This is a genomic window from Halomonas sp. ISL-56, from assembly GCF_018612805.1.
GTDB lineage: Bacteria > Pseudomonadota > Gammaproteobacteria > Pseudomonadales > Halomonadaceae > Vreelandella.
In genome coordinates, this window is sequence record NZ_JAGGRO010000005.1 from 224,711 (window position 1) to 245,759 (window position 21,049).

The window sequence follows — 21,049 nt, forward strand, 5'->3', positions numbered from 1 at the left end:
CGTGAGGGGCATAAGCGGGTTATTGCGGCTGACGCCGAGACTGATCCAGCAAACTTCCTAAGCTGGCCGCTTTTGGCTTCACCAGCCAGAAGTGGCGGGCATAGTCGCTGAAGTCTTCCAAAATAGCCGCCCCACGCGCAGAACCCGTCGCGGCCACATAGGCTTCAATCATTTCACGCAGATGACGACGATACGCCTCCATCGCCTCGGTGTTAACGCGATGAATTTCGACCAGCTCGTGGTTGTACTTGTCCACAAAGGTGCGCTCTTCATCCAACACATAGGCAAACCCACCGGTCATCCCCGCGCCGAAGTTCACCCCAGTTTCGCCGAGCACACAGACCAAGCCGCCAGTCATATACTCGCAGCAGTGGTCGCCCGCGCCTTCAATCACCGCGGAAGCGCCGGAGTTACGCACGGCAAAGCGTTCACCCGCGGTACCAGCGGCGAATAGCGTACCGCCGGTGGCGCCGTATAGGCAGGTGTTGCCGATAATGGCGGTTTTATGGCTCTCAAACTGGCTAACCTTGGGCGGCACAATCACGATACTGCCGCCGTTCATGCCTTTGCCGACGTAGTCATTGGCATCACCTTCCAGGTAGAGGTTCAGGCCACGGGCGTTCCACACCCCAAAGCTCTGCCCCGCCACCCCGGTAAAGCGGGCAGTGATCGGCGCCGCTTCCAGACCTTCTTCGCCATAGCGCTTGGCGATGGCGCCGGACGTTAACGCGGCCACGCTGCGGTCGCAGTTGGTGATGGTGAAATCAAACTCACCGCCTGACTGATTTTCGATAGCGTCCTTCAATGCTGCCAGCACTTCTTGGTTCTTGGCACCAGGATCGTGAGGCACGTTACGGCTGACCTTACAGAACTGCGGCGCGTCTTTAGGCACAAAATCATTGGCCAGCAGCGGCGTTAAGTCGAGCTTACGCTGGGAAGCGGTATTGCCTTCCAGCACCTCCAGCAGGTCGGTACGCCCAATCAGATCAGTCAGCTTGCGCACTCCCAGCGCCGCCATCAGCTCGCGCACTTCTTCAGCGATAAAGCGGAAGTAGTTTTTGACCATATCCACGGTGCCGCGGAAATGCTCGCCGCGCAGGAAATCATCCTGAGTGGCAACACCGGTGGCGCAGTTGTTGAGGTGGCAGATGCGCAGGTACTTACAGCCCAGCGCCACCATCGGCGCGGTACCAAAACCGAAGCTTTCAGCACCCAAAATCGCCGCTTTAACAACGTCTAAGCCGGTTTTTAGGCCGCCGTCGGTCTGCAGACGAATCTTGTCGCGCAGGCCGTTGATACGCAGCGCCTGATGCACTTCCGGCAGCCCCAACTCCCAGGGCGAACCGGCGTGCTTAATGGAGGTCAGCGGGCTGGCCGCCGTGCCGCCGTCGTAGCCAGAGACGGTAATCAAGTCAGCGTAGGCCTTGGCCACGCCGGTGGCGATCGTGCCGATACCCGGCTCGGAAACCAGCTTCACCGATACCTGGGCTTCAGGGTTGACCTGCTTAAGGTCAAAAATCAGCTGAGCCAAGTCTTCGATAGAGTAGATATCGTGGTGCGGCGGCGGTGAAATCAGCGTCACGCCAGGCACCGCGTAGCGTAGCCGGGCGATCAGTTGGTTCACTTTACCGCCGGGCAATTGGCCGCCCTCGCCGGGTTTGGCGCCCTGAGCGACTTTGATCTGCAGCACTTCCGCATTGACCAGATAATGGGGCGTCACGCCAAAACGACCGGAGGCGATCTGCTTGATCTTCGAGCTACGAATGGTTCCGTAGCGCGACGGGTCTTCACCACCTTCGCCGGAGTTGGAGCGACCGCCCGCCTCGTTCATGGCCTGGGCCAGCGCTTCGTGAGCTTCTGGCGACAGCGCACCCAGCGACATACCCGCGCTGTCAAAACGCGGTAGCAGCTCTTCAACCGGCTCTACTTCCTCCAGCGCAATTGGCGTTTCCACCGGTTTGAGCTTGAGCAAATCACGAATCGTGGCCACCGGGCGCTCGTTAACCAGTTGGGCAAACTTCTTCCACTTGGTGTAGCTGCCTTCTTGAACTGCGGCCTGAAGCGACATCACCACATCGGGGTTGTAGGCGTGATACTCATAGCCATGCACATACTTGAACATGCCGCCCTGGGAAATCCCTTTGCGGGGAATCCAAGCATCTTTAGCCAGCAGCGCCTGCTGCATCTGCAGCTCCGCGAAGCCGGTGCCTTGGATGCGTGACGCCATGCCAACAAAGCACAGTTCCATCACTTCATCCGCTAGGCCCACTGCTTCGAACAGCATCGAGCCCCGGTAGGAAGCCAGCGTCGAGATGCCCATTTTAGACAGGATCTTGAACAAGCCTTTCTGCAGGCCTTTGCGATAGTTCTCGCGGCCATCTGCCGGGTTGCCGGTCAATTCGCCGGTGCGATGCATATCCGCCATGACCTGATAGGCGAGCCACGGATACACCGCCGTAGCACCCACACCAAACAGAACCGCCATTTGGTGCGCATCCCGAGCGTAGCCGGTTTCCACCACGATATTGGCATTGGGGCGTAGCGCCAAACGGCTCAAATGGGAGTGAACCGCACCCACCGCCAAGGCGGCTTGGATGGGAATCAGCCCTTTCGCCAGCTCAGCATCGGTGAGCACCAGGATCACTTTTCCGGCGCGCACTTGGGCCTCGGCCTCTTCACACAGCGCTTTGAGCGCCTGGTGCAGGCTCTGCTGTTCGGGGTCGTAGCCCAACGACAGCGTATAACTGGCAAACGCCGGATCGTCCTGACTCACCAGCGCGGTAAATTTGCGCGGTGACAATACCGGCGTGGTCAAAATCAAACGGTGAGCGTGCTCGGGCGTGGCTTTAAAAACATTCAGCTCCGCGCCACAGCAGGTTTCCAACGACATCACGATCGCTTCACGCAGCGGATCAATCGCCGGGTTAGTGACCTGGGCGAATTTTTGGCGGAAGTAGTCAGTCAGCAGACGAGGACGGCTCGACAGAACTGCCATCGGCGTATCGTCACCCATGGAGCCAACGGCTTCCTGGCCGCTCTCAGCCAACGGACGCAGCACCTGATCACGCTCTTCAAAGCTGACCTGGAACAGCTTCTGCTGAACGTTAAGCGAGTCGGTATCCATGGTTTGGAAACGCGCCAGCTCGGTGAGCGCCGACTCCAAATAGCTGGCTTCCTGCTTTAACCAACGCTTATAGGGGTAGGCAGACTTCAGCCGCTCATCAATATCGGTGGTGTGCAGCACTTCGCCGGTTTGGGTATCCACGGCGAGCATTTGCCCAGGGCCTACGCGGCCTTTAGCGACCACGTCTTCCGGCTTATAGCCGTAGGTGCCGATTTCCGATGCCAGGGTGATATAGCCGTTCTTGGTAATCACCCAGCGCGCTGGGCGCAGGCCGTTACGGTCAAGCATACATACCGCTTGACGGCCATCGGTCATGACTACGCCCGCGGGGCCGTCCCACGGCTCCATATGCATGGAGTTGTATTCGTAGAAAGCACGCAGCTCGGCGTCCATAGTTTCGACGTTCTGCCAGGCGGGCGGCACCATCATGCGCACCGCGCGGTGCAACTCCATCCCACCGGTGAGCAGCACTTCCAGCATGTTATCCATGCTGGAGGAGTCGGAACCGGTGGTGTTGACGATCTCGTCCAGCTCGGCGATATCCGGCAGGCGCTCGTTGACGAAATTCGCCTTACGCGAGTTCGCCCAGCCACGGTTGGCTTCAATGGTGTTGATCTCACCATTATGGGCCAACAGGCGGAACGGCTGCGCCAGCGGCCAGCGCGGTGCTGTATTGGTGGAGAAACGCTGGTGGAAAACACAAATGGCGGTTTCCAGGCGCGGGTCGTTCAAGTCCTGATAGAACGCCGGTAGGTCTTCCGGCATCATCAAGCCTTTATAGGAGATGACTTCTGACGACAGCGAGGCGACGTAGAAGTCCTCTTCGTCACGCAGCGCTTGTTCGGCGCGGCGCCGGGCCATAAAGAGGTCAACATCGAAGTGTTCGCCCTGGCCTGGTTGCACAAACAGCTGACGAATGCGCGGCAGGCAGTCGAGTGCCATTGGGCCACAAACGCTCGGGTCTGTAGGCACATCGCGCCAGCCGAGTACATTAAGCCCGCGCGCTTCAAGTTCGCGGGTCAGTGTGTCACGGGCATGCGCTTCACGGGCGTCATCGTTGGGTAGAAATACCACGCCTACGGCAAAGCGGTCGCCCAGTTCGGCACCAAACACCTCTTTAGCCAGTTCCTGCATAAAGGGTGTAGGCATTTTAAGTAGCAAACCACAGCCGTCGCCGGTCTTGCCGTCGGCAGCGATACCGCCCCGGTGGGTCATGCAGGTCAAAGATTCAATGGCAGTTTTCAGCAAGTCGTGGCTAGCCTGGCCTTCCATATGGGCAATCAGGCCAAAACCACAGTTATCGCGAAACTCGCCAGGCTGGTGAAGACCTCTATTCATGGGCGTGCCTCTACTAGTCAGCGTATTTTTTTAGCAGCGTTTTTATGGTATAAAGGGCGGTTTTGCTTTTTTTATAGTGCTAATAACCTGCCCAGAATAGGGTGCTTCCCACGTTCGCTGCCGCAACAAAATGGCCGGTCAGCATAGCGATTGGTGGCTACTTTGCGCAATCTCTTGGCACCTGCAGCGTTAGAGAAACTCTTTTCAAATCCTGTATTTGCATTCTCATTCAAGAAAAAAATGCATATACTTCAAACACTTGTAATTATATGAAACGCTATTTTAACGCTTTTTATTTTCCATTAAACTTTAGTCTAAATAGGGCTCACACACCCATGCCGATAGCGCATAAGGCATACGGATTATATAGAAACACTGTTCTACTACTTGGCTGAAAATAATGCTGCGCGCATGCAAAACAGCCCTCATTAGCGAGCCTGGTTTTACCAGGCTCGCTAATGAGGGCCGGCGGGCTCTCTTAACTAGATCACGCTTAACTGGATCGCGAAAGTCGTTGCTCAGCGGCGCGGGTAGTCATCCAGCAGCTTGCGCAGGACACCTAGCGGTGTTGCATCGCTGATGCAAGCATCGCCCAAGGCGTTAAGCAGCACTAGGCGCAGCCGAGTGCCGGTATTTTTTTTATCCAACCGCATTCGAGTTAAAAAGTCATCGCTGGTCATATTCGCCGGTGCCGCCAGCGGCAGCTCGGCGCTCTCAATTACCGCCAGGGTTCGTTCCAGCGCTGCGCCGGTGATCCAGCCCAGGCGTCGGGAAAGTGTTGCCGCCATAGCCATGCCAGCGCCCACGGCTTCGCCATGTAGCCAATTGCCGTAGCCCTGATGTGCCTCAATGGCGTGACCGAAGGTGTGACCCAGGTTAAGCAACGCACGTACGCCCTGTTCAGTCTCATCTTCGGCGACAATGTCAGCCTTGATTTGGCAACTGCGCGCTATAGCTTCTGCAACCACCCCAGTCTCCACGTTGAGCAGTGCGGCCATGTTGGCTTCCAACCAGCTTAAAAACGCCTCGTCGCGAATCAGACCGTACTTAATCACTTCGGCCATACCCGCAGAGAGCTCACGGCGGGGCAAACTCTTGAGCGTGTCGATATCCACCAACACAGCTTTGGGCTGCCAGAAGGCGCCGATCATGTTTTTACCCAGCGGGTGGTTAACGCCGGTTTTACCCCCTACCGATGAATCCACCTGGGAAAGCAGCGTGGTGGGCACCTGGATAAAGGCCACACCGCGTTGATAGGAAGCAGCGGCATAACCGACCATATCGCCAATCACCCCACCGCCCAAGGCGATCAAAGTGCAGCGACGGTTAAAACCGGCCTCCAGCAGCGCGTCCCAAATACGGCTGACCTGCTCGATGGTTTTATACTGCTCGCCATCGGGCAGTACCAGCGTGCGCACATCCAAGCGAGCCGGCAGGCGGGCGCAAAGTTTTTGCAGATAGAGCGGCGCGATAGTCTCATTGGTCACTACCAACACTTGTTGTCCGGCCAAGTATGGGGTCAGTGCATCGGCCTGGCCAATCAGCCCGGAGCCAATATGAATCGGGTAGCTGCGCTCGTTTAAAGCAACATGAAGAGTGTGTTGCGCGCTGGCTGTCAACGTCATTGCGATACCTTATGGTTAAGCGTTCCAGCCTTATGAGGCGGTGATGAGGGTTCAAGTGGATCCACCAGCCGATGCACCCGACGCAGGATTTCATTGACCACCGCCCTTGGGCTGCGCCGGTCGGTGCGCACGGCAATATCGGAGGTGGCGCGATAGAGCGGGTCGCGCTGGGCAAACATATCGTTAAGCACCTGTTCGCGATTGGCGCACTGCAATAGTGGCCGGTTACGATCTTTCGCTGTCCGTTTTAGCTGCTGGTCAACGGTGGTCAACAGGTACACCACCGTGCCTCGCTCGCGCAGAGCGCGGCGATTCTCTTCGCGCAGCACCGCGCCGCCGCCAGTGGCGACCACCACCGGTGAGAGCTGGGTTAACTCATCTATCATATGAATTTCCCGCAGCCGAAAGCCCTGCTCGCCCTCGACATCAAAAATCCACGGGATATCTGCCCCGCAGCGGTCTTGGATGGCGTGGTCACTGTCGTAAAACGGACGCGAAAGCTCAGCCGCCAACAGGCGGCCAATGGTGCTTTTGCCAGCCCCCATGGGGCCTATGAGAAATAAATTGGGTAAATCCTGCATCAGCGAACCGTTAAGCCATCGTCTAGGAGTCGTGGAGTAATAAAGACTAACAACTCTACCTTCTCATTGCTCTCTTCGGTATAGCGAAACAGTCTACCGAGCAAAGGAATATCACCCAAAAGCGGTGTTTTGGCGATTTGGCGAAGCTCTTCGGTGGTCAAAATTCCGCCTAATACCACCGTTTGGCCGTTATCTACCAGCACTTGGGTCTCAATCTGATTGGTATCAATCGGCGGTTCACCGCCAAACTCCGATTCTCGGAAACTGTCATTTTTAATCACCAGATCCATGATAATACGGTTATCCGGGGTAATCTGCGGGGTGACTTCCAACGAAAGCACGGCCTCTTTGAACTCGGTATCCGGATTATCGTTGCCATCGACACTCTGGAAGGCGCGTTCTTCACCCTGGCTAATTTTGGCGGTACGTTGATTGGCAGTAATAATCCTAGGCTGCGAAATGGTCTGGCTTTTCCCTTCGCTCTCCAGTGCGCGCAGCTCCAGATCCAGCAGGATATCGCCAGATAAATAGCCAAAACTAAAGCCAGTGCCCGGGCCAGTGGCAGCGCCTAAATCCACCGCCAAGCCACCCTGCGCCCTATTAATGCCACCTGGATTGATATCGCGCCGACTGAAGGCACCGCCACTTCCCTCTTGAAAGCCGCGGGTGCTCGACATACCCCAGTTAACCCCCAACTCACGGGAAGCGGTGTCTCGGGCGATAACAATGCGCGCCTCTATTTGCACTTGGCGGACGGCCACATCCAGGCGGTTTATGGTGCGCACAATATCGCGCACTTGGTCGGCAGTATCCTGCACCAGCAGCGTGTTGGTGCGGTTATCAATGCTGACACGACCACGCTCGGTGAGAAGCCCAAAGCCATCCTCATCGCCACCGCGCAACAGCTGGGCTAAATCTTCAGCCCGGGCATACTTGATCTCGATAAATTCGGTGACCAGTGGTGAGAGCGTTTCACGCTGGTTGCGCGCCTCTAGCTCCTGGCGTTCAAAATCAGCTAGCTCACTGGCAGGCGCCACCACAATCACATTGCCCTGCTCTCTGCTCGATAACTGCTGGCTTTGCAGAATCAGCGCCAGCGCCTGATCCCAGGGCACATCGTTTAAGTTGAGCGTTACACGCCCTGTTACGCTATCACTGGCGACTAAGTTTAGCCCAGTGAATTCGGCCAACGTGGCCAATACCGAGCGCACTTCAATATCTTGAAAGTTAAGGCTCAAACGATCGCCGCTGAAGTGCTCACCTGCCGCTTCAGAGGGTTGTGACTCTTTGTTGGCGGGCTGCACTTCCACCGTCAGCGTGCGGCCACTTTGCGAGGAGATCATCGCATAAGCGCCCTGGGTAGCGATCGCCAACTGAGTATCGCCTTGGCTGGCGCGGGGCGTGATCCGCGTGATGGGGGTCGCAAAGTCGGTGACGTCGTAGACCTGGTTAAGCGAGTCTGGAATCGCCATATCGCGCAGATTCACCATCACTTGATCGGGGCCGCCTTCCCGCACGTTGGCCTCGACGCCTTCGCGATCAAAGGTGACGATCAAGCGGCCGGCGCCGTCCGGGCCGCGACGAAAATCAATATTTTCAATCTGCGGCCCTTCGTCAGTTTCAAGCCCCGCTGAAGAGACGCTGGGGAAAGAGCTAGGCGAGCGGCTGGCATCTGGAACAAAGGTAATGCGTAGACGATCCCCCAGCACACGGGACGTGAATGCCTGGGGCTCGCTGAGATTGACCACCAAACGCGTACGGCCATTGCCCTCCAGCGCGGTAATTTGCTCAATACCGTGACGATTAACGTTAATGCGCCGATCAGCAAGCCCGCTCTGGGTTGCAGCCAAATCCAGCGACACCCGGGGTGGAGAGTCCAAGCGGTAGCTGCGCAGTTCGGGAACGCTGCCGGTAAAGCGCAGATCAAGGTGGATGCCACCGTTCTCGGCGGGCTGAATGTCAATATCGGTCAGCACCGAGGCAGCCGCCAAAGAGGGCAATAGTGAAAATAGTGCGGCCACGGCCATGTAGAAAGTCATTCGCCAAGCTGTAACTGCCATGAGCTATTATCCGCTTACTCGTTATTTTCATTGATAACTAGCGACACTTGCCGCTCCTGCCACCCTTCACGAGGGGTAAACACCCGCTCGGTAACGCGTATTTCCTGGGCGCTGATCTGAGCGATACGCCCATAGTCGCTGCCCATATAGTTGCCCTTTTTCACGCTCGTCACACTACCATCTGGTGAGGCAATCAATGCCACCTGGCGTCCTCCCATACGCAGGGTACCGACCAATCGCAGCTCGTGCAGCGAGAAGCGCTCCAGCGGCTCCGGGGCGCGCTGTAGGTCAGGTGCGAGGGCGCCCTCACCACGTTCAGCGCCACCCTGAATAATTGCGTCAGGGGGCAAAAAGGGGCTACGCCCGTCGCTATATAAATAGGCCAAATCCTGGCTTGCGGGCAGTGCGATGGCCATGACCGGCGGCTGGCCGCCTGGAGATTGGCGAATATCGGCCAGTGTCTCTTCAAGCTGCACCAGGTCCGCGTCTGCACAGCCTGTGAGTAACGCCGCTGAGGTCACAAACGTGAGAACCGACGGTATCTTTACCGCCAACAGTGGTATCTGTTTAGTCCTCATGGCCTATCCGCCCCCTCAGGGAGCGGTTGGTCGCCCTCCTCCACATAGCGGTAGGTGCGCGCGAGCAACGAAAGGCGCAGCGTGTCGCCACGACCATCAACGGGCGCCAAGGTAAAATCGTGCTGGGTCACCATGCGCGGCAGCGCGGCAATATCGGCACTAAAACGCGCCAATTGGTGATAGCCGCCGCGCACCTGTATATCCAGCGGCTGCTCGATATAGTGGGACTGGGTTTGCGTTGGACGCAGCCGTATCGTTTCAATGGTCAGGTGATTATCAACAGCGGCATCGATAATGCTATCAAACAGCGAGGGAATCTCTGCATCGGTGGGCAGCATGGTACGCAAACGCCCCAGTTGACCTTCCAGAATCGCCAACTGCTCGCGCATTTCCGGCAGGAAGGCCGCTTGCGAGGCTTTACTGCGGTATTCGCTCAGCAGCCTGACTTCTTGGCGCTGGGCGGCCATCAAAGCTTCGCGCTGTTCGCACACCACTAACCACATCATGACACTTAGTGCGGCTAGCAGCGCCAGACAGCAGCTCAACACCCTTAATAAACACGGCCAGCTGCCAGCCTCTTTGACGTCTAAATCCCGCCAGTCAGCATCGCGCAGGCGCTGCCACTCGATAGCCCACTGTTCGCGGTTAAGCGTCATGGAAGCGCCTCCTCTACGCCTTGTAGAAGCGCTGCAGTGGTCTGTTCCACATCAAAACGAAACACACGGCCTAAGCCGTTTTGATCACTCTCTACTGCCGAGAGCGCAGGCACGCCTAAACTCGGCAGCGCGGTAATACGGCGCAGTTGTTCGGAAACCTGACGCTCACCGTCCGCCACCGCGGTAACGCTCACGCGGTCACCATTTTTTGCTAAGCGTTGATAAATAACACCATTCGCCACACTCGCCGCCACGTCGTTAAATAGCTGTACGGCATCCGTTCGTTCTGACTGCAACGACTGGAATACTGCGATCTGCTCGCCTAAACGCTCGGCATCGCTGGCATAACGTGAAATGCCATCGATATCGGCATGAAGACGCTCAATATGGTCGCTGATAGTGGCATTACGCTGCTGCTGGGCTGCTAACTTAAGCTGGTAGAGCTGTGATATCAGCAGACCAACCACCACGCCAAGTACCAGCATGGAAGCTACCACAAGGTAGAATTTGCGCGTTCGCCGCTCACGCTGCGCTTCCCGCCAGGGCAGCAGATTAATGTTTATGCTCATTGGTTAAATCTCACTGACTAATTCTCACTGGCTAACTCTCACTGGCTAACTCTCACTGGCTAACTCTCACTGACTAACTCTCACTGACTAACTCTCACTGATTAACTCTCACTGGCTAACGCTCATTGACTCACCCTCATAGCCAAGCCACCCGCGGTGAGCATTGCCGGGGCATCGTTGGTCAAGGTTTGGAGGTTTAAGCGTTTATTAACTTGCATACACTGGAAGGGGTTGGCAATGGTCACCGACATGCCACTATCTTCAGCAATGCGCTCGGCAAGCCCGGGAATCACGCTCGAACCACCCGCCAGTACAATGTGTTTTACCTCTTGCTGGCGTCCGGCAGTGTAGTAGAGCTGCAGGGAACGCCCCACCTGCTGCACGACGGTTTCCAGAAAAGGGTTGAGCACCTGCTCATGGTAATCATCGGGTAGCCCACCGCGCTTTTTGGCAAAGCCCGCTTCCTCCATGCTTAAGTTGTAGCGGTCGCGAATGGCAACGGTGAGCTGACGACCGCCAAACATTGTGTCGCGGGTATAGACGATATGCCCGTCACGGACGACGTGGAAGACATTCATATTGGCGCCAATATCCACCAATCCGACGCAGTCAGTGGGGTCATTCTCTACGTTTAGCTGGCGACGCAATTCCGCTAGCGAACGCTCCATGGCAAAGGATTCCACGTCCACTGCCACGGGTTCTAAGCCCGCCCGCTCCAGCGTGTCGGTGAGCTGGATCACATCCTGCTGCCGGCAGGCAACCAGCACTACCTGCTGTTGCTCATCGTCAAAGGGCGCGTGGCCTAGGCACTTAAAATCAAACGCCACTTCATTGAACGGAAACGGAATATGGCGGTCTGACTCCGCCACGATACGCTCTTCGATCTCTTCTTCACTCAACCCGATGGGGAAGCTCAGCGTTTTGGTAATCGCCGCACTGGCGGGAACGGCCACCGCCGCTTTGCGGGTAGAGGGCTTGGCATGCTCCACCGCACGGCGAAGTACACTGGCGACATCATCAATATCACGGATACGCCGTTCCACGACCACACCTTCGCGCAGGGGGCGCACGGCATAGTTTTCTACTTGGTAATTATCGTGGCACTGTTTGAGCTCAAGCAGCTTGACGGTCGCCGAGGTAATATCGACGCCGATCAACCCTTTACCGGATTTCAGAAAGCGCATATTGGGGTTCGACTCCGCCTGATTGTCGACCGTTTATCAGATGCGTTTGAGGTTACATGATTTTTAGTTTCGTCTCACGCGAAGCAACTTAGCGCATATCAACACTGGTGGCCGCCGCCTCAGGTTCCTATAATGGCTGCCAATTGCATGATACGGCCGTTTAGATGCCGATCTTTTTATTCTTCCCAGGGTGCTCTCCGTACATGACGTTTCTTCGAACCCTTATTGTGTCGCTGTTTTCCCTCATAGTGTCGTTGGTCGGTGCAAGTGCGTTAGCCGTGATTGGTGCCGCCATTTACTTCGCCCCCGGGCTGCCCGACGTTCGCCAACTGCAGGATTTCGAACTCAGCACCCCGCTGCGAATTTTCACCCAAGACGGCAAATTGATTGGCGAGTTTGGTGAAGAGCGCCGCATGGCGATCAACTTTGATGAAATTCCCCAGGATATGATCAACGCCTTGACCGCCGCCGAGGATGCCAGCTATTTCGACCATGCCGGTGTCGACCCCCGTGGTTTGGCACGGGCGATGGTTCAACTGACGATGAGTGGCGATATTCAATCCGGCGGCTCGACGATCACCATGCAGGTCGCGCGTAACTATATGCTGACGCTGGATCAGACGTTTACACGTAAAATTCGTGAAATCCTGCTGGCGCTGCAAATGGAGCAGATACTCGATAAAGAGGAAATCTTCGAGCTTTACGTGAACAAGATTTTCCTGGGCAATCGTGCCTACGGTATCGCTGCTGCCGCCGAAACCTATTATGACAAACCGCTCGCCGAGCTTAGTCTGGCGCAAACCGCCATGATTGCCGGGCTACCCAAGGCCCCCTCTGCCTTTAATCCGCTGGCTAACTCCGAGCGGTCGCTGATTCGTCGCAACTGGATTCTATTCCGTATGCGCGAGCTAGGGCATATCGACGACGCCACCTATCAAGCGGCCGTTCAGGAACCCGTCACCGCCCGTCGTCACTACACCCAAGCCGAGGTCGATGCAGCCTATGTCTCCGAGATGGCGCGCCAGTATGCGGTGGAGCGCTTTGGCGATGAGGCTTACACCGGCGGCTATCGGGTTTACACCACCATTAATAGCGAACTGCAGCCCTTTGCCCGCCAAGCGCTGGCTAATGGACTAACGGCCTACGATCTACGCCATGGCTGGCGCGGGCCGGAACAGCGTGAGATAGCTGCCAGTCTCCTCGAAGCCCAGGAGCAAACCGCGACCCAAGGCCTCGAAGAGGAGCTTTCCGAGTCACCCGAGATTCGCCAGACCGCGCGTCAAGCCGCTCAACGCAGCCAGACAGAAGTCGAAGGCATCGATGGCGACGTTAGCAACTGGGTTCAGGTGCTTGAGCGAACACCCAACTATGGCCTGCTCCAGCCCGCCATCGTGGTAGCGAGCAGTGGCCGTGAAATGCAGGTACTGACCCGCGACGACGGTCTTCAAACCATTGGCTGGGAAGGCTTGAGCTGGGCACGCCCTTACCTGAGCCCGCGTAGCCGTGGCGCCGAGCCCAGTTCGGCGGAAGCCATTGCCGTACGCGGCGATATGGTGCGCATCATTGAGAATGAAGATGGCTCGCTACGCCTCTCTCAACAGCCAGACGCAGAAGGTTCGCTGGTCGCTCAAGATCCGCAAACTGGCGCTATCCTGGCTCTCCAAGGCGGCTTCGACTTTAACGCCAGTAAGTTCAACCGTGCGGTACAAGCGCGGCGCCAGTCAGGCTCAATCTTCAAACCGTTTATTTACTTAGCAGCTCTTGAAGATGGGGAGATGAACGCCGCCAGTGTGGTTAACGATTCGCCCGTGGTACTTGACGACGGCAGCAACTCGCTGTGGCGGCCGGTCAACTCTAGCCGCGATTTCCAGGGCCCTATGCGTTTACGTCCGGCCCTCGCCCGTTCGCGCAACCTGGTCACTATCCGCGTACTCCAGACCATGGGCCTGGATTACACGATTAACTTTTTGGAAGGCTTCGGTTTCTCTCCCGCCCAGCTTCCTCGTGGCTTATCGTTAGCGCTAGGCAGCGCGAGCTTAACGCCGATGGAGATGACCAACGCCTATGCGGTTCTCGCCAATGGCGGGTTCCAGGTGTCGCCTTGGTTTATTGAGCGGGTAACCCGTAACGATGATAACGAAGTGATCGATGAAGCCACTCCTTCGGTTGCCTGCCCTAGCTGTGCCGAAGGCCAGGAGACAGTGGAAATCGATGGCCGTGAATACCCGATCGCCAAACGGGTCGCCGACCCAGCGGCTGTGTATATCCTGCGCGATATGCTGCGTGACGTTATTACCTCGGGCACCGGCCGCGGCGCATTAAGCCTTAACCGGGATGATATCGTCGGCAAGACCGGCACCACCAACAGTCAGCGTGACGCTTGGTTTGCGGGCTTTAATAGCAACCTGGTGACCACGGTCTGGGTGGGTAAGGACAGCAACGAGACCATTGCCGAGTATGGCGCCAATGCCGCGCTGCCTATCTGGATAGCGTTTATGGGGGATGCCCTGGAAGGTACGCCTAGCGCCATACCCGATCGCCCAGCGACGATTGTCACCGCTCGCGTGGATCCGGACACAGGCCAACGCTTAGCGGACGGCCAATCTGGCGGGATTACCGAGCTGTTCCATCAGGATCACTTGCCTGATTATCAGCAGCGCCGTATCAGCCGCGAGCTGGAGGAAGCCAGTGGCTCCCAGGGGTCAGGCACCGCTGAGTCGATCTTCTAACTCAGGCCTCTCGTAGCCCACCAACTAAAAGGCCCGGCGATTATGCCGGGCCTTTTGCGTTTAACCTCCCCTACCTTTTTATAACCGCTCGCCCAATTTATAATCGCGCAGCCAATTTATAATCGCGCACCTAATGCTCGCAAAAATGTTTCGCCCACTTCGCGCTCATAGCGGTAGTAAGTCCACTGGCCAACGCGTGTCGAGGTAACCAGACCTGCGCGCGAGAGCGTCGAGAGATAAAGCGAGATGGTCGGCTGAGAAAGGCCAGTTTTTTCGCAAATATGACTGACACAGATACCGCCCTGGGGCGCGGTGTCCTTCTGCGCAGGGAAATGACGCTCCGGCTCTTTCAGCCAGGATAAGATGTCGAGGCGCACTGGATTGGCCAGTGCGCTTAAAACGGTATTTATATCCATGATCACAGCCGCTCGTTAATGGCCTGATCAGTATACGCGTTCACAGGCAGGCTGCCGAGACTGCCTGCCTAGGGTGCATCAACGCCGCATGGTTTAGCTAGATTTTTAACGCACGAGGACTTCAGCTTACGAGCGTATCGAGTGCGCTTCGATCAAAGTCCGTTAATGCCTCAAGATGCCCATCGCGTACCTTGTTGGCCCACTGCGGGTCAGATAGCAGCGCGCGGCCAATGGCGATCAGATCGAAATCGCCGTTTGAACGCCACGTGGCCAGCTCTTCTACATTGACGCGGCTTTTGGAAGTGGGGTCTTCCGTTCGAGTGAAATGTCCGGTGCGGAAAGTCTTATCCAGCCCCACACTGCCGACTGCAATCACTGGTTTGCCGGTCAGTTCGCGTGTCCAAGTCGCCAGGGTTTTACTACTGCCTTCAAAGCCTGCCTTCCAGATGCGTCGCGTGCTGGCGTGAAAGATATCTACCCCTTCCTGGGCCAGTGGCTTAAGAATATCGCCCAGCGCTTCGGGGGTTTCGGCGATGATGGCGTCGTAGTCAGAGAGCTTCCACTGAGAGAAGCGGAAAATAATCGGAAAGTCGGGCCCAACCGCTTCGCGTACAGTGCGCACGATCAAGCGTGGGAAGCGCAGGCGGTTTTCAGGACTGCCTCCATAGGCATCGGTGCGTTGATTGCTTTCGGGCCATAGGAACTGATCAATCAGATAGCCATGGGCACCATGCAGTTCAATACCGTCAAAGCCAATTCGCTGTGCATCGAGCGCAGCGCGGGCAAAGGAGGCTGCCACTTCCTGGATGTCGTCTTCGGTCATCGCCTGCACCACTTCGACGCCGTCTTCCACAACGCTCATCGGGCCAAAGCCGGGCGCGCTGGCATCTGGTTCGACGCCTGGGCGACGTTCACGACCCACGTGCCACAGCTGAGGTACTATCTTGCCACCGGCGGCGTGAACGCCTTCCACCACACGCTGCCAACCTTCCAACGCCTGCGTGCCATGGAAGGCCGGCACGCCTGGGTAGCCATTGGCTCCAGGGTGATCGATATAGGTGCCTTCGGTAATAATCAGCCCCACGCCGCCCGCAGCGCGGCTTTTATAGTAGGCCGCCACGTCGTCGCCCGGGACGCCACCAGGCGAATGATTTCGCGTCATGGGTGCCATTACGATACGGTTATTCAGTGTCATAGGCCCCATTGTGAAAGATTCAAAAAGGGGGGCAGCCAGCGCCTGTGCAGATGTTGTCATGTTCGCTCCTTTATATATAGAGATATATCAATATATATAAACATAGTGATGGCATAGATGACAAGACTTAGCCGCTCGCAGTGCGTCCCGAAGTGTTAAAAGTAAAAGGCCCGGAGATCGTCTCTCCGGGCCTTCTTGTTACTGGCTATCGACTGGTTAATGGCTATCGATTGGCTACGAGCTACCGATTGGTTGCCTCATGTTTAACCACTAACGGGCGTCGAATGCACTTCACGCTTGCTGGCCAGCCAGTTCGCAACAATAGCGACAATCATGACCGCCACACCGGCAATTTCAGTCATCAGGTTGGGATAGAACACACCAAAGATCGCAGCGGTTATCGCGATGCGCGGTAGCCACGACATTTTGGTAAACAGATAGCCCTCCAGCGCCGCGGCAAAGGCACCCAGCGCCAGAATGGCGATCACCCCGTTCCAGATCACCACCGGCACTGGGCCACCAATGATGATTTCGGGATTGAAGACCATAAACAGCGGAATTAAGTAGAGACCTTTAGCAAATTTCCACGCCTGGAAACTGGTTTCCATCGGTTTACTGCCGGCAATCGCCGCCCCGGCAAAGCCTGCCAGGGCGATGGGCGGCGTCACGTTAGAGTCCTGGGAGTACCAGAACACCACCAGGTGCGCGACCAGTAGCGGCACACCAAACTCAGCGGTAAGCGCAGGACCAACAAGTACGATAAGCACGATATAGCTGGCGGTAACCGGAAGCCCCATGCCCAGCACCAGGCTTGCCAACAGCACCATCACCAGCGCCAACACCAGGTTGCCGCCGGAGAAAGCCAGCATCATGGAAGAGAACTTAAGCCCCAAACCAGTCAACCCGACCACGCCAACAATAATCCCAGCCACCGCACAGGCCATGGAAACGGCTACCGCATTGCGAGCACCTAACTCCAAGCCTTCGATTAGCTTGGCAAAGCCTGCGCGCACCACGTCTTTAACGGCCGTCGCGGTCACCGGCTGCCCCTGCCTGGGCGCCACAAAGAAGAACCACAACACATAGCGCAATACCGCCACTGCCAAGATGGTGACTACTGCGTAGTAGCCAACCCGCATGGGCGACATGCTCATCGCCAACAGCCACACCAGCACGGCCAGCGGCAGCAGGAAGTGCCAGCCATCTTTCATAACTTGGCGCATCTGCGGCAACTCGTCTTTGGGCAGGCCCTGCATACCTTGCTTAAGTGCAATGATATGGACGAACAGATAGACCGTGGCGAAATACATAATCGCCGGCAGGATGCTGACTTTGACGATATCCAGGTACGGCGTATTGGTGTACTCAGCGATCAAGAACGCCCCGGCCCCCATCAGCGGCGGCATAATCTGCCCGCCAGTCGAGGCCGCGGCTTCGATACCGCCTGCCTGCTTGGCTTTATAGCCAAGTTTTTTCATCAACGGAATGGTAAAGGCGCCGGTGGTGACTACGTTGGCAATCGCGCTGCCGGAAATCGACCCCATGCCCGCCGACGCTAATACCGCCGCCTTGGCGGGGCCGCCGCGCTGGCGACCGGTCGCCGCATAGGCCATATCGATAAAGAACTTGCCCGCCCCAGTGCACTCCAAAAAGGCGCCGAACAGCACAAAAATAAAGATATAGGTGGCCGCGACACCTAGTGGCAGGCCAAAGATGCCCTCTTGCCCCAGATAAAGCTGACCAGCAACCCGGTCAATGGAGTAGCCGCGGTGCTCCAGAATGCCTGGCATCCACTCACCCAGCCACGGCAGTTCACCCCGCGGCCCGGCAAAGGCGTAAACAATCGCCAATAGGCCGATCACGGTCATGCCAAAACCCACCGCGCGGCGGCTGGCTTCCAGTACCGTCACCGTGGCAATACAGGCAACCAGAATATCGGTGTCATTCCAGAACCCTGCACGGCTAAAAATCTCATCCAGGTTGAGCACCAAGTAACCACCGGTGAGGATGGCACCGGCAAAAAACACCAGATCAAGCCCCCAGCCCAATACACCACGCTTACGGGTGGGGCCGAAGGCTGGAAACATTAAAAATGCCAGTATCATGATCAATGCGAGGTGGATGCTGCGCTGATAAAAAAGCCCTAATGGCTGAATACCGGCGGAATAGAGTTGGAACAGGGAAAGACCCACCGCCACAATGGTGATCGACCACAGCACCATGCGGGGTTGAATCACATTACCGCCCGGCACCACGCTCGACGGTTGCTTGGATTCGCTCATGAAGTCCTCGGAAGCGTTAACTAATGTCGTTTTTATTCACGCGGAGACGCGTGAGGAGCTGTTAGCTGAATGGTCACGCGTTGCCCAGCGGCATGCTCACTTAGGCTCACCGGCGCATGCTCACCGTCTGGCCAAACCACCCGGTGATTAACAGCGGGTGAACCTACTCTTAAAACATAGCGGTTATTGGCGACAGGCTCATTAATCGCATTAATCCAGTAGCCGCCCTCACCGTCGGAGACCTGTTCACCACGGCCAAAGATGTGCCCAAGCCCAGCGGCAAAATCGGGTTGATGGCTACGCTCCAGTTGCATGACGCCCTCTGTATTACGATAGCAGTCCAACACCGTAAAGTGCTCAACAGAGTGCCGCCACTTAATACACCAGCGACCGCCAGCAGGCACCGCTTTATCCACCAGGATGTCGCCCTGCTCGGTCACTACGGCTAAGCGCATAAACGCAGACGCCGAAGCGGGGGAAGCCCCCACTTCGGCGAACGGACAGCATGCAATGAGTAGCGCCACCAGTCGTTGCTGCCACTGCATGGCAATATCCTTCAATGCACTTTAACGATTACGGACGTAGACGATCTGGGATATCAGCACCGACTTCTTCAAAGTAGCGTATTGCACCCGGGTGCAGCGGTACGGGGGTTGATTCCATGGTGAACTTCACGGTGGTGTCGTTAGCTGCCGGGTGAACCGCAATCAGTTCATCGGTGTTTTCAAACAGCAGTTGGGTTAACTGGTAAGCCAGCTCTTCGTCCATCTCAGAGTTAACGACGAGAACGTTGGGAATACCTAGGGTCTGCACGGCTTCATCCATACCGTCATACATACCGGCGGCAAGCTCGTAGGGGGCGAAGACTTCCTCTTCCGCCTGAGCATTAGCCACTTCTTCATCAGATAAGCCGATCAGGCGAATATCGCGGGTTGCGGCCAGGTTGAGAATCGAACTGGTCGGCGGCCCTACGCTCCAGAAACCGGCGTCGATGTCGCCATCACGGATAGCGTCAGCGGTTTCGTTGAAGTTCAGACGCTGAGGAGTGAAGTCGTCATAGCTGATGCCATTGGCTTCCAGCAAAGCGCGAGCATTTAGCTCGGTGCCGCTACCGGGTGCACCCACAGAGACCCGTTTGCCTGCCAAGTCAGCAATCGTTTCAATATCCGACTCTGCCAGCGTGACCAGCTGTACCGCGTTGGGGTAAACCGAGGCAAGCGCGCGGATGTTTTCAACCTGACGACCTTCAAAGTCATCGGTGCCGTTGTAGGCTTGATAGACCGTATCGGCCAGTGCCAGGGCAAGATCCGCATCGCCGCGCATGATCAGGCCCATGTTTTCAACCGAGGCACCGGTGACTTCGGCGGTCGCCTGGGCGCCTTCGATATGATTGTTGATCATTTCGGCGAAACCACCACCGATTGGATAGTAAACGCCGCCCGTACCACCGGTGGCGATTGAGAGTTGTTGGGCGCTTGCTGGCAGCGCGACTGCGAGTAGTGATGCGGCAGCGGCTGTGGTGTATAGAGAGCGTAGAGTTCGCATGAGCGTTTCCTCCGTCCTGCTTGGACTTATAGGTATGGTTGACGATAAAGGAAGTGTTGAATCCTCCAGCTTCTGCTCGCCATCAACTGGCAACCAGAAGCGGTGGAAGAGAAGTTAGCACGGCTAATGCGTTAGATGCTAATAGGGCGTTATCAGCGCATCAGCCCCTTTGCGCGTTCAACAATGGCTGCATGACAGGTAAGGCCGAGCTAACCTCCTAGGCGGTATAAAATAACGAAACACCGCATAAATGTCTTACTCTATGCCAAATTGTTAATATTTACTGGTAATGACCGTTAATTTTCCCCACCCCACCTTTGTCATTGATTCAGGATAGGAGCCACACTCCGATGGAGCCCGGTTTTAAGCAGGAAAATAGTAGCGAGAAAGACGCACCGCGCCAGAACCTGGCCATCAGCGCTTACCGCCAGCTCAAGCATGACATTATTCGTGGCCGCTACGCCCCTGAACAGAAGCTGTTAATGAGCCACCTGAAAGAGCAGTACGGCGCCAGCACCGGGCCGCTGCGGGAGGCGCTCTCACAGCTGGTCGCTGACCGCCTGGTCATCGCCATTAGCCAGCGGGGTTACCGGGTAGCGCCAATGTCGCTGGCCGAACTTAACGATATTTATGACGCCCGGGCTCAGCTTGAAGGGTTGATTCTGCGCCTCGCCATAGAGCGCGGCGACGATGACTGGGAAGCCACGGTGCTGGCCACCGCCCATCGGTTAGCCAAAGTGACCGACGTCAACACCCCCGACGACCTGCTCGACCTCTGGGATCAGCGCCATAAAGCCTTTCATACCGCCATTGCCAGTGGCTGCAACTCCCCTCACCTGCTGCAAATGCGCAACACCCTGTTTGATCAGGTGGAGCGCTACCGCCACCTGTGGCTGCAGGAAACCGTGATGTCGCCCCAGGCGTTGGAGCTCAAGCGCCAGGAGCACGCTGCGTTAGTCGATGTCATTCTGGCGCGCGACACCGCCGAAGCCGACAGCTTAATGCGCGACCATCTGATGACCCCGGTGCCGATTATTACCCGCGTGTTGAAAGAGCGCGGTATCAATTAAGCGTTGCGGCGGGTAGATTAAATTCTGCGTTTTAAAAAAATGTAGATATTTTATAAAAACGGCGATACATTGACTGCACGCTACTTTGCCTCTATTC

Annotated in this window: 15 protein-coding genes; 2 read left to right on the forward strand and 13 right to left on the reverse strand. The window is 56.7% G+C overall.

The genetic code is table 11. The features are described 5' to 3' along the window. Positions 1-19: 19 nt before the first annotated feature. From gltB to pilM, 8 genes are all read right to left on the reverse strand, one after another. A complete protein-coding gene (gene gltB / locus J7J49_RS04640; protein WP_215090561.1) occupies positions 20-4,462 on the reverse strand; it encodes a glutamate synthase large subunit in 4,443 nt (1,480 codons plus the stop codon). Positions 4,463-4,980: 518 nt separating this feature from the next. After that, complete coding sequence (aroB, locus tag J7J49_RS04645) at positions 4,981-6,087, reverse strand: 3-dehydroquinate synthase (protein ID WP_215090563.1); 1,107 nt, start codon at positions 6,085-6,087, stop codon at positions 4,981-4,983. Continuing rightward, positions 6,084-6,668, reverse strand: coding sequence for a shikimate kinase AroK (gene aroK, locus J7J49_RS04650; protein WP_215090565.1), 585 nt, complete (start codon positions 6,666-6,668; stop codon positions 6,084-6,086). The genes aroB and aroK overlap by 4 nt, the downstream gene beginning before the upstream one ends. Beyond that, positions 6,668-8,728, reverse strand: a complete 2,061-nt coding sequence (locus J7J49_RS04655) for a type IV pilus secretin PilQ (RefSeq protein ID WP_215090567.1) — start codon at positions 8,726-8,728, stop codon at positions 6,668-6,670. The genes aroK and J7J49_RS04655 overlap by 1 nt, the downstream gene beginning before the upstream one ends. A 14-nt stretch (positions 8,729-8,742) precedes the next feature. After that, positions 8,743-9,306 (reverse strand): pilus assembly protein PilP, encoded by a 564-nt coding sequence (locus J7J49_RS04660; protein WP_215090569.1) that lies wholly within the window; start codon positions 9,304-9,306, stop codon positions 8,743-8,745. Then, positions 9,303-9,962 (reverse strand): type IV pilus inner membrane component PilO, encoded by a 660-nt coding sequence (locus J7J49_RS04665; RefSeq protein ID WP_215090571.1) that lies wholly within the window; start codon positions 9,960-9,962, stop codon positions 9,303-9,305. Before J7J49_RS04665 ends, J7J49_RS04660 begins: the two co-directional genes overlap by 4 nt. Further along, on the reverse strand, positions 9,959-10,531 hold the full coding sequence (locus J7J49_RS04670) for a PilN domain-containing protein (protein WP_215090573.1): 573 nt from the start codon (positions 10,529-10,531) through the stop codon (positions 9,959-9,961). The genes J7J49_RS04665 and J7J49_RS04670 overlap by 4 nt, the downstream gene beginning before the upstream one ends. A 122-nt stretch (positions 10,532-10,653) precedes the next feature. Continuing rightward, a complete protein-coding gene (gene pilM / locus J7J49_RS04675; RefSeq protein ID WP_215090575.1) occupies positions 10,654-11,715 on the reverse strand; it encodes a type IV pilus assembly protein PilM in 1,062 nt (353 codons plus the stop codon). 203 nt (positions 11,716-11,918) lie between these two features. On the opposite strand from pilM, the gene J7J49_RS04680 reads away from it, so the two are divergent. Then, positions 11,919-14,444 (forward strand): penicillin-binding protein 1A, encoded by a 2,526-nt coding sequence (locus J7J49_RS04680; RefSeq protein WP_215090576.1) that lies wholly within the window; start codon positions 11,919-11,921, stop codon positions 14,442-14,444. Between the two features lie 116 nt (positions 14,445-14,560). On the opposite strand, the gene J7J49_RS04685 is transcribed toward J7J49_RS04680, so the two are convergent. The 5 genes from J7J49_RS04685 to J7J49_RS04705 all read right to left on the reverse strand — a co-directional run bounded on the left by J7J49_RS04685 (position 14,561) and on the right by J7J49_RS04705 (position 19,882). Further along, positions 14,561-14,860 (reverse strand): ArsR/SmtB family transcription factor, encoded by a 300-nt coding sequence (locus J7J49_RS04685; RefSeq protein ID WP_251040947.1) that lies wholly within the window; start codon positions 14,858-14,860, stop codon positions 14,561-14,563. 121 nt (positions 14,861-14,981) lie between these two features. Then, complete coding sequence (locus J7J49_RS04690) at positions 14,982-16,115, reverse strand: NADH:flavin oxidoreductase (protein ID WP_215090580.1); 1,134 nt, start codon at positions 16,113-16,115, stop codon at positions 14,982-14,984. A gap of 203 nt (positions 16,116-16,318) precedes the next feature. Continuing rightward, complete coding sequence (locus J7J49_RS04695; protein WP_215090582.1) at positions 16,319-18,337, reverse strand: TRAP transporter permease; 2,019 nt, start codon at positions 18,335-18,337, stop codon at positions 16,319-16,321. A 32-nt stretch (positions 18,338-18,369) separates the two neighbouring features. After that, on the reverse strand, positions 18,370-18,882 hold the full coding sequence (locus tag J7J49_RS04700) for a DUF1850 domain-containing protein (protein ID WP_215090584.1): 513 nt from the start codon (positions 18,880-18,882) through the stop codon (positions 18,370-18,372). A gap of 28 nt (positions 18,883-18,910) precedes the next feature. Continuing rightward, complete coding sequence (locus J7J49_RS04705; protein ID WP_215090586.1) at positions 18,911-19,882, reverse strand: TAXI family TRAP transporter solute-binding subunit; 972 nt, start codon at positions 19,880-19,882, stop codon at positions 18,911-18,913. A gap of 350 nt (positions 19,883-20,232) precedes the next feature. On the opposite strand from J7J49_RS04705, the gene csiR reads away from it, so the two are divergent. Further along, complete coding sequence (gene csiR, locus J7J49_RS04710; RefSeq protein ID WP_215090588.1) at positions 20,233-20,952, forward strand: DNA-binding transcriptional regulator CsiR; 720 nt, start codon at positions 20,233-20,235, stop codon at positions 20,950-20,952. Positions 20,953-21,049 lie beyond the last annotated feature (97 nt).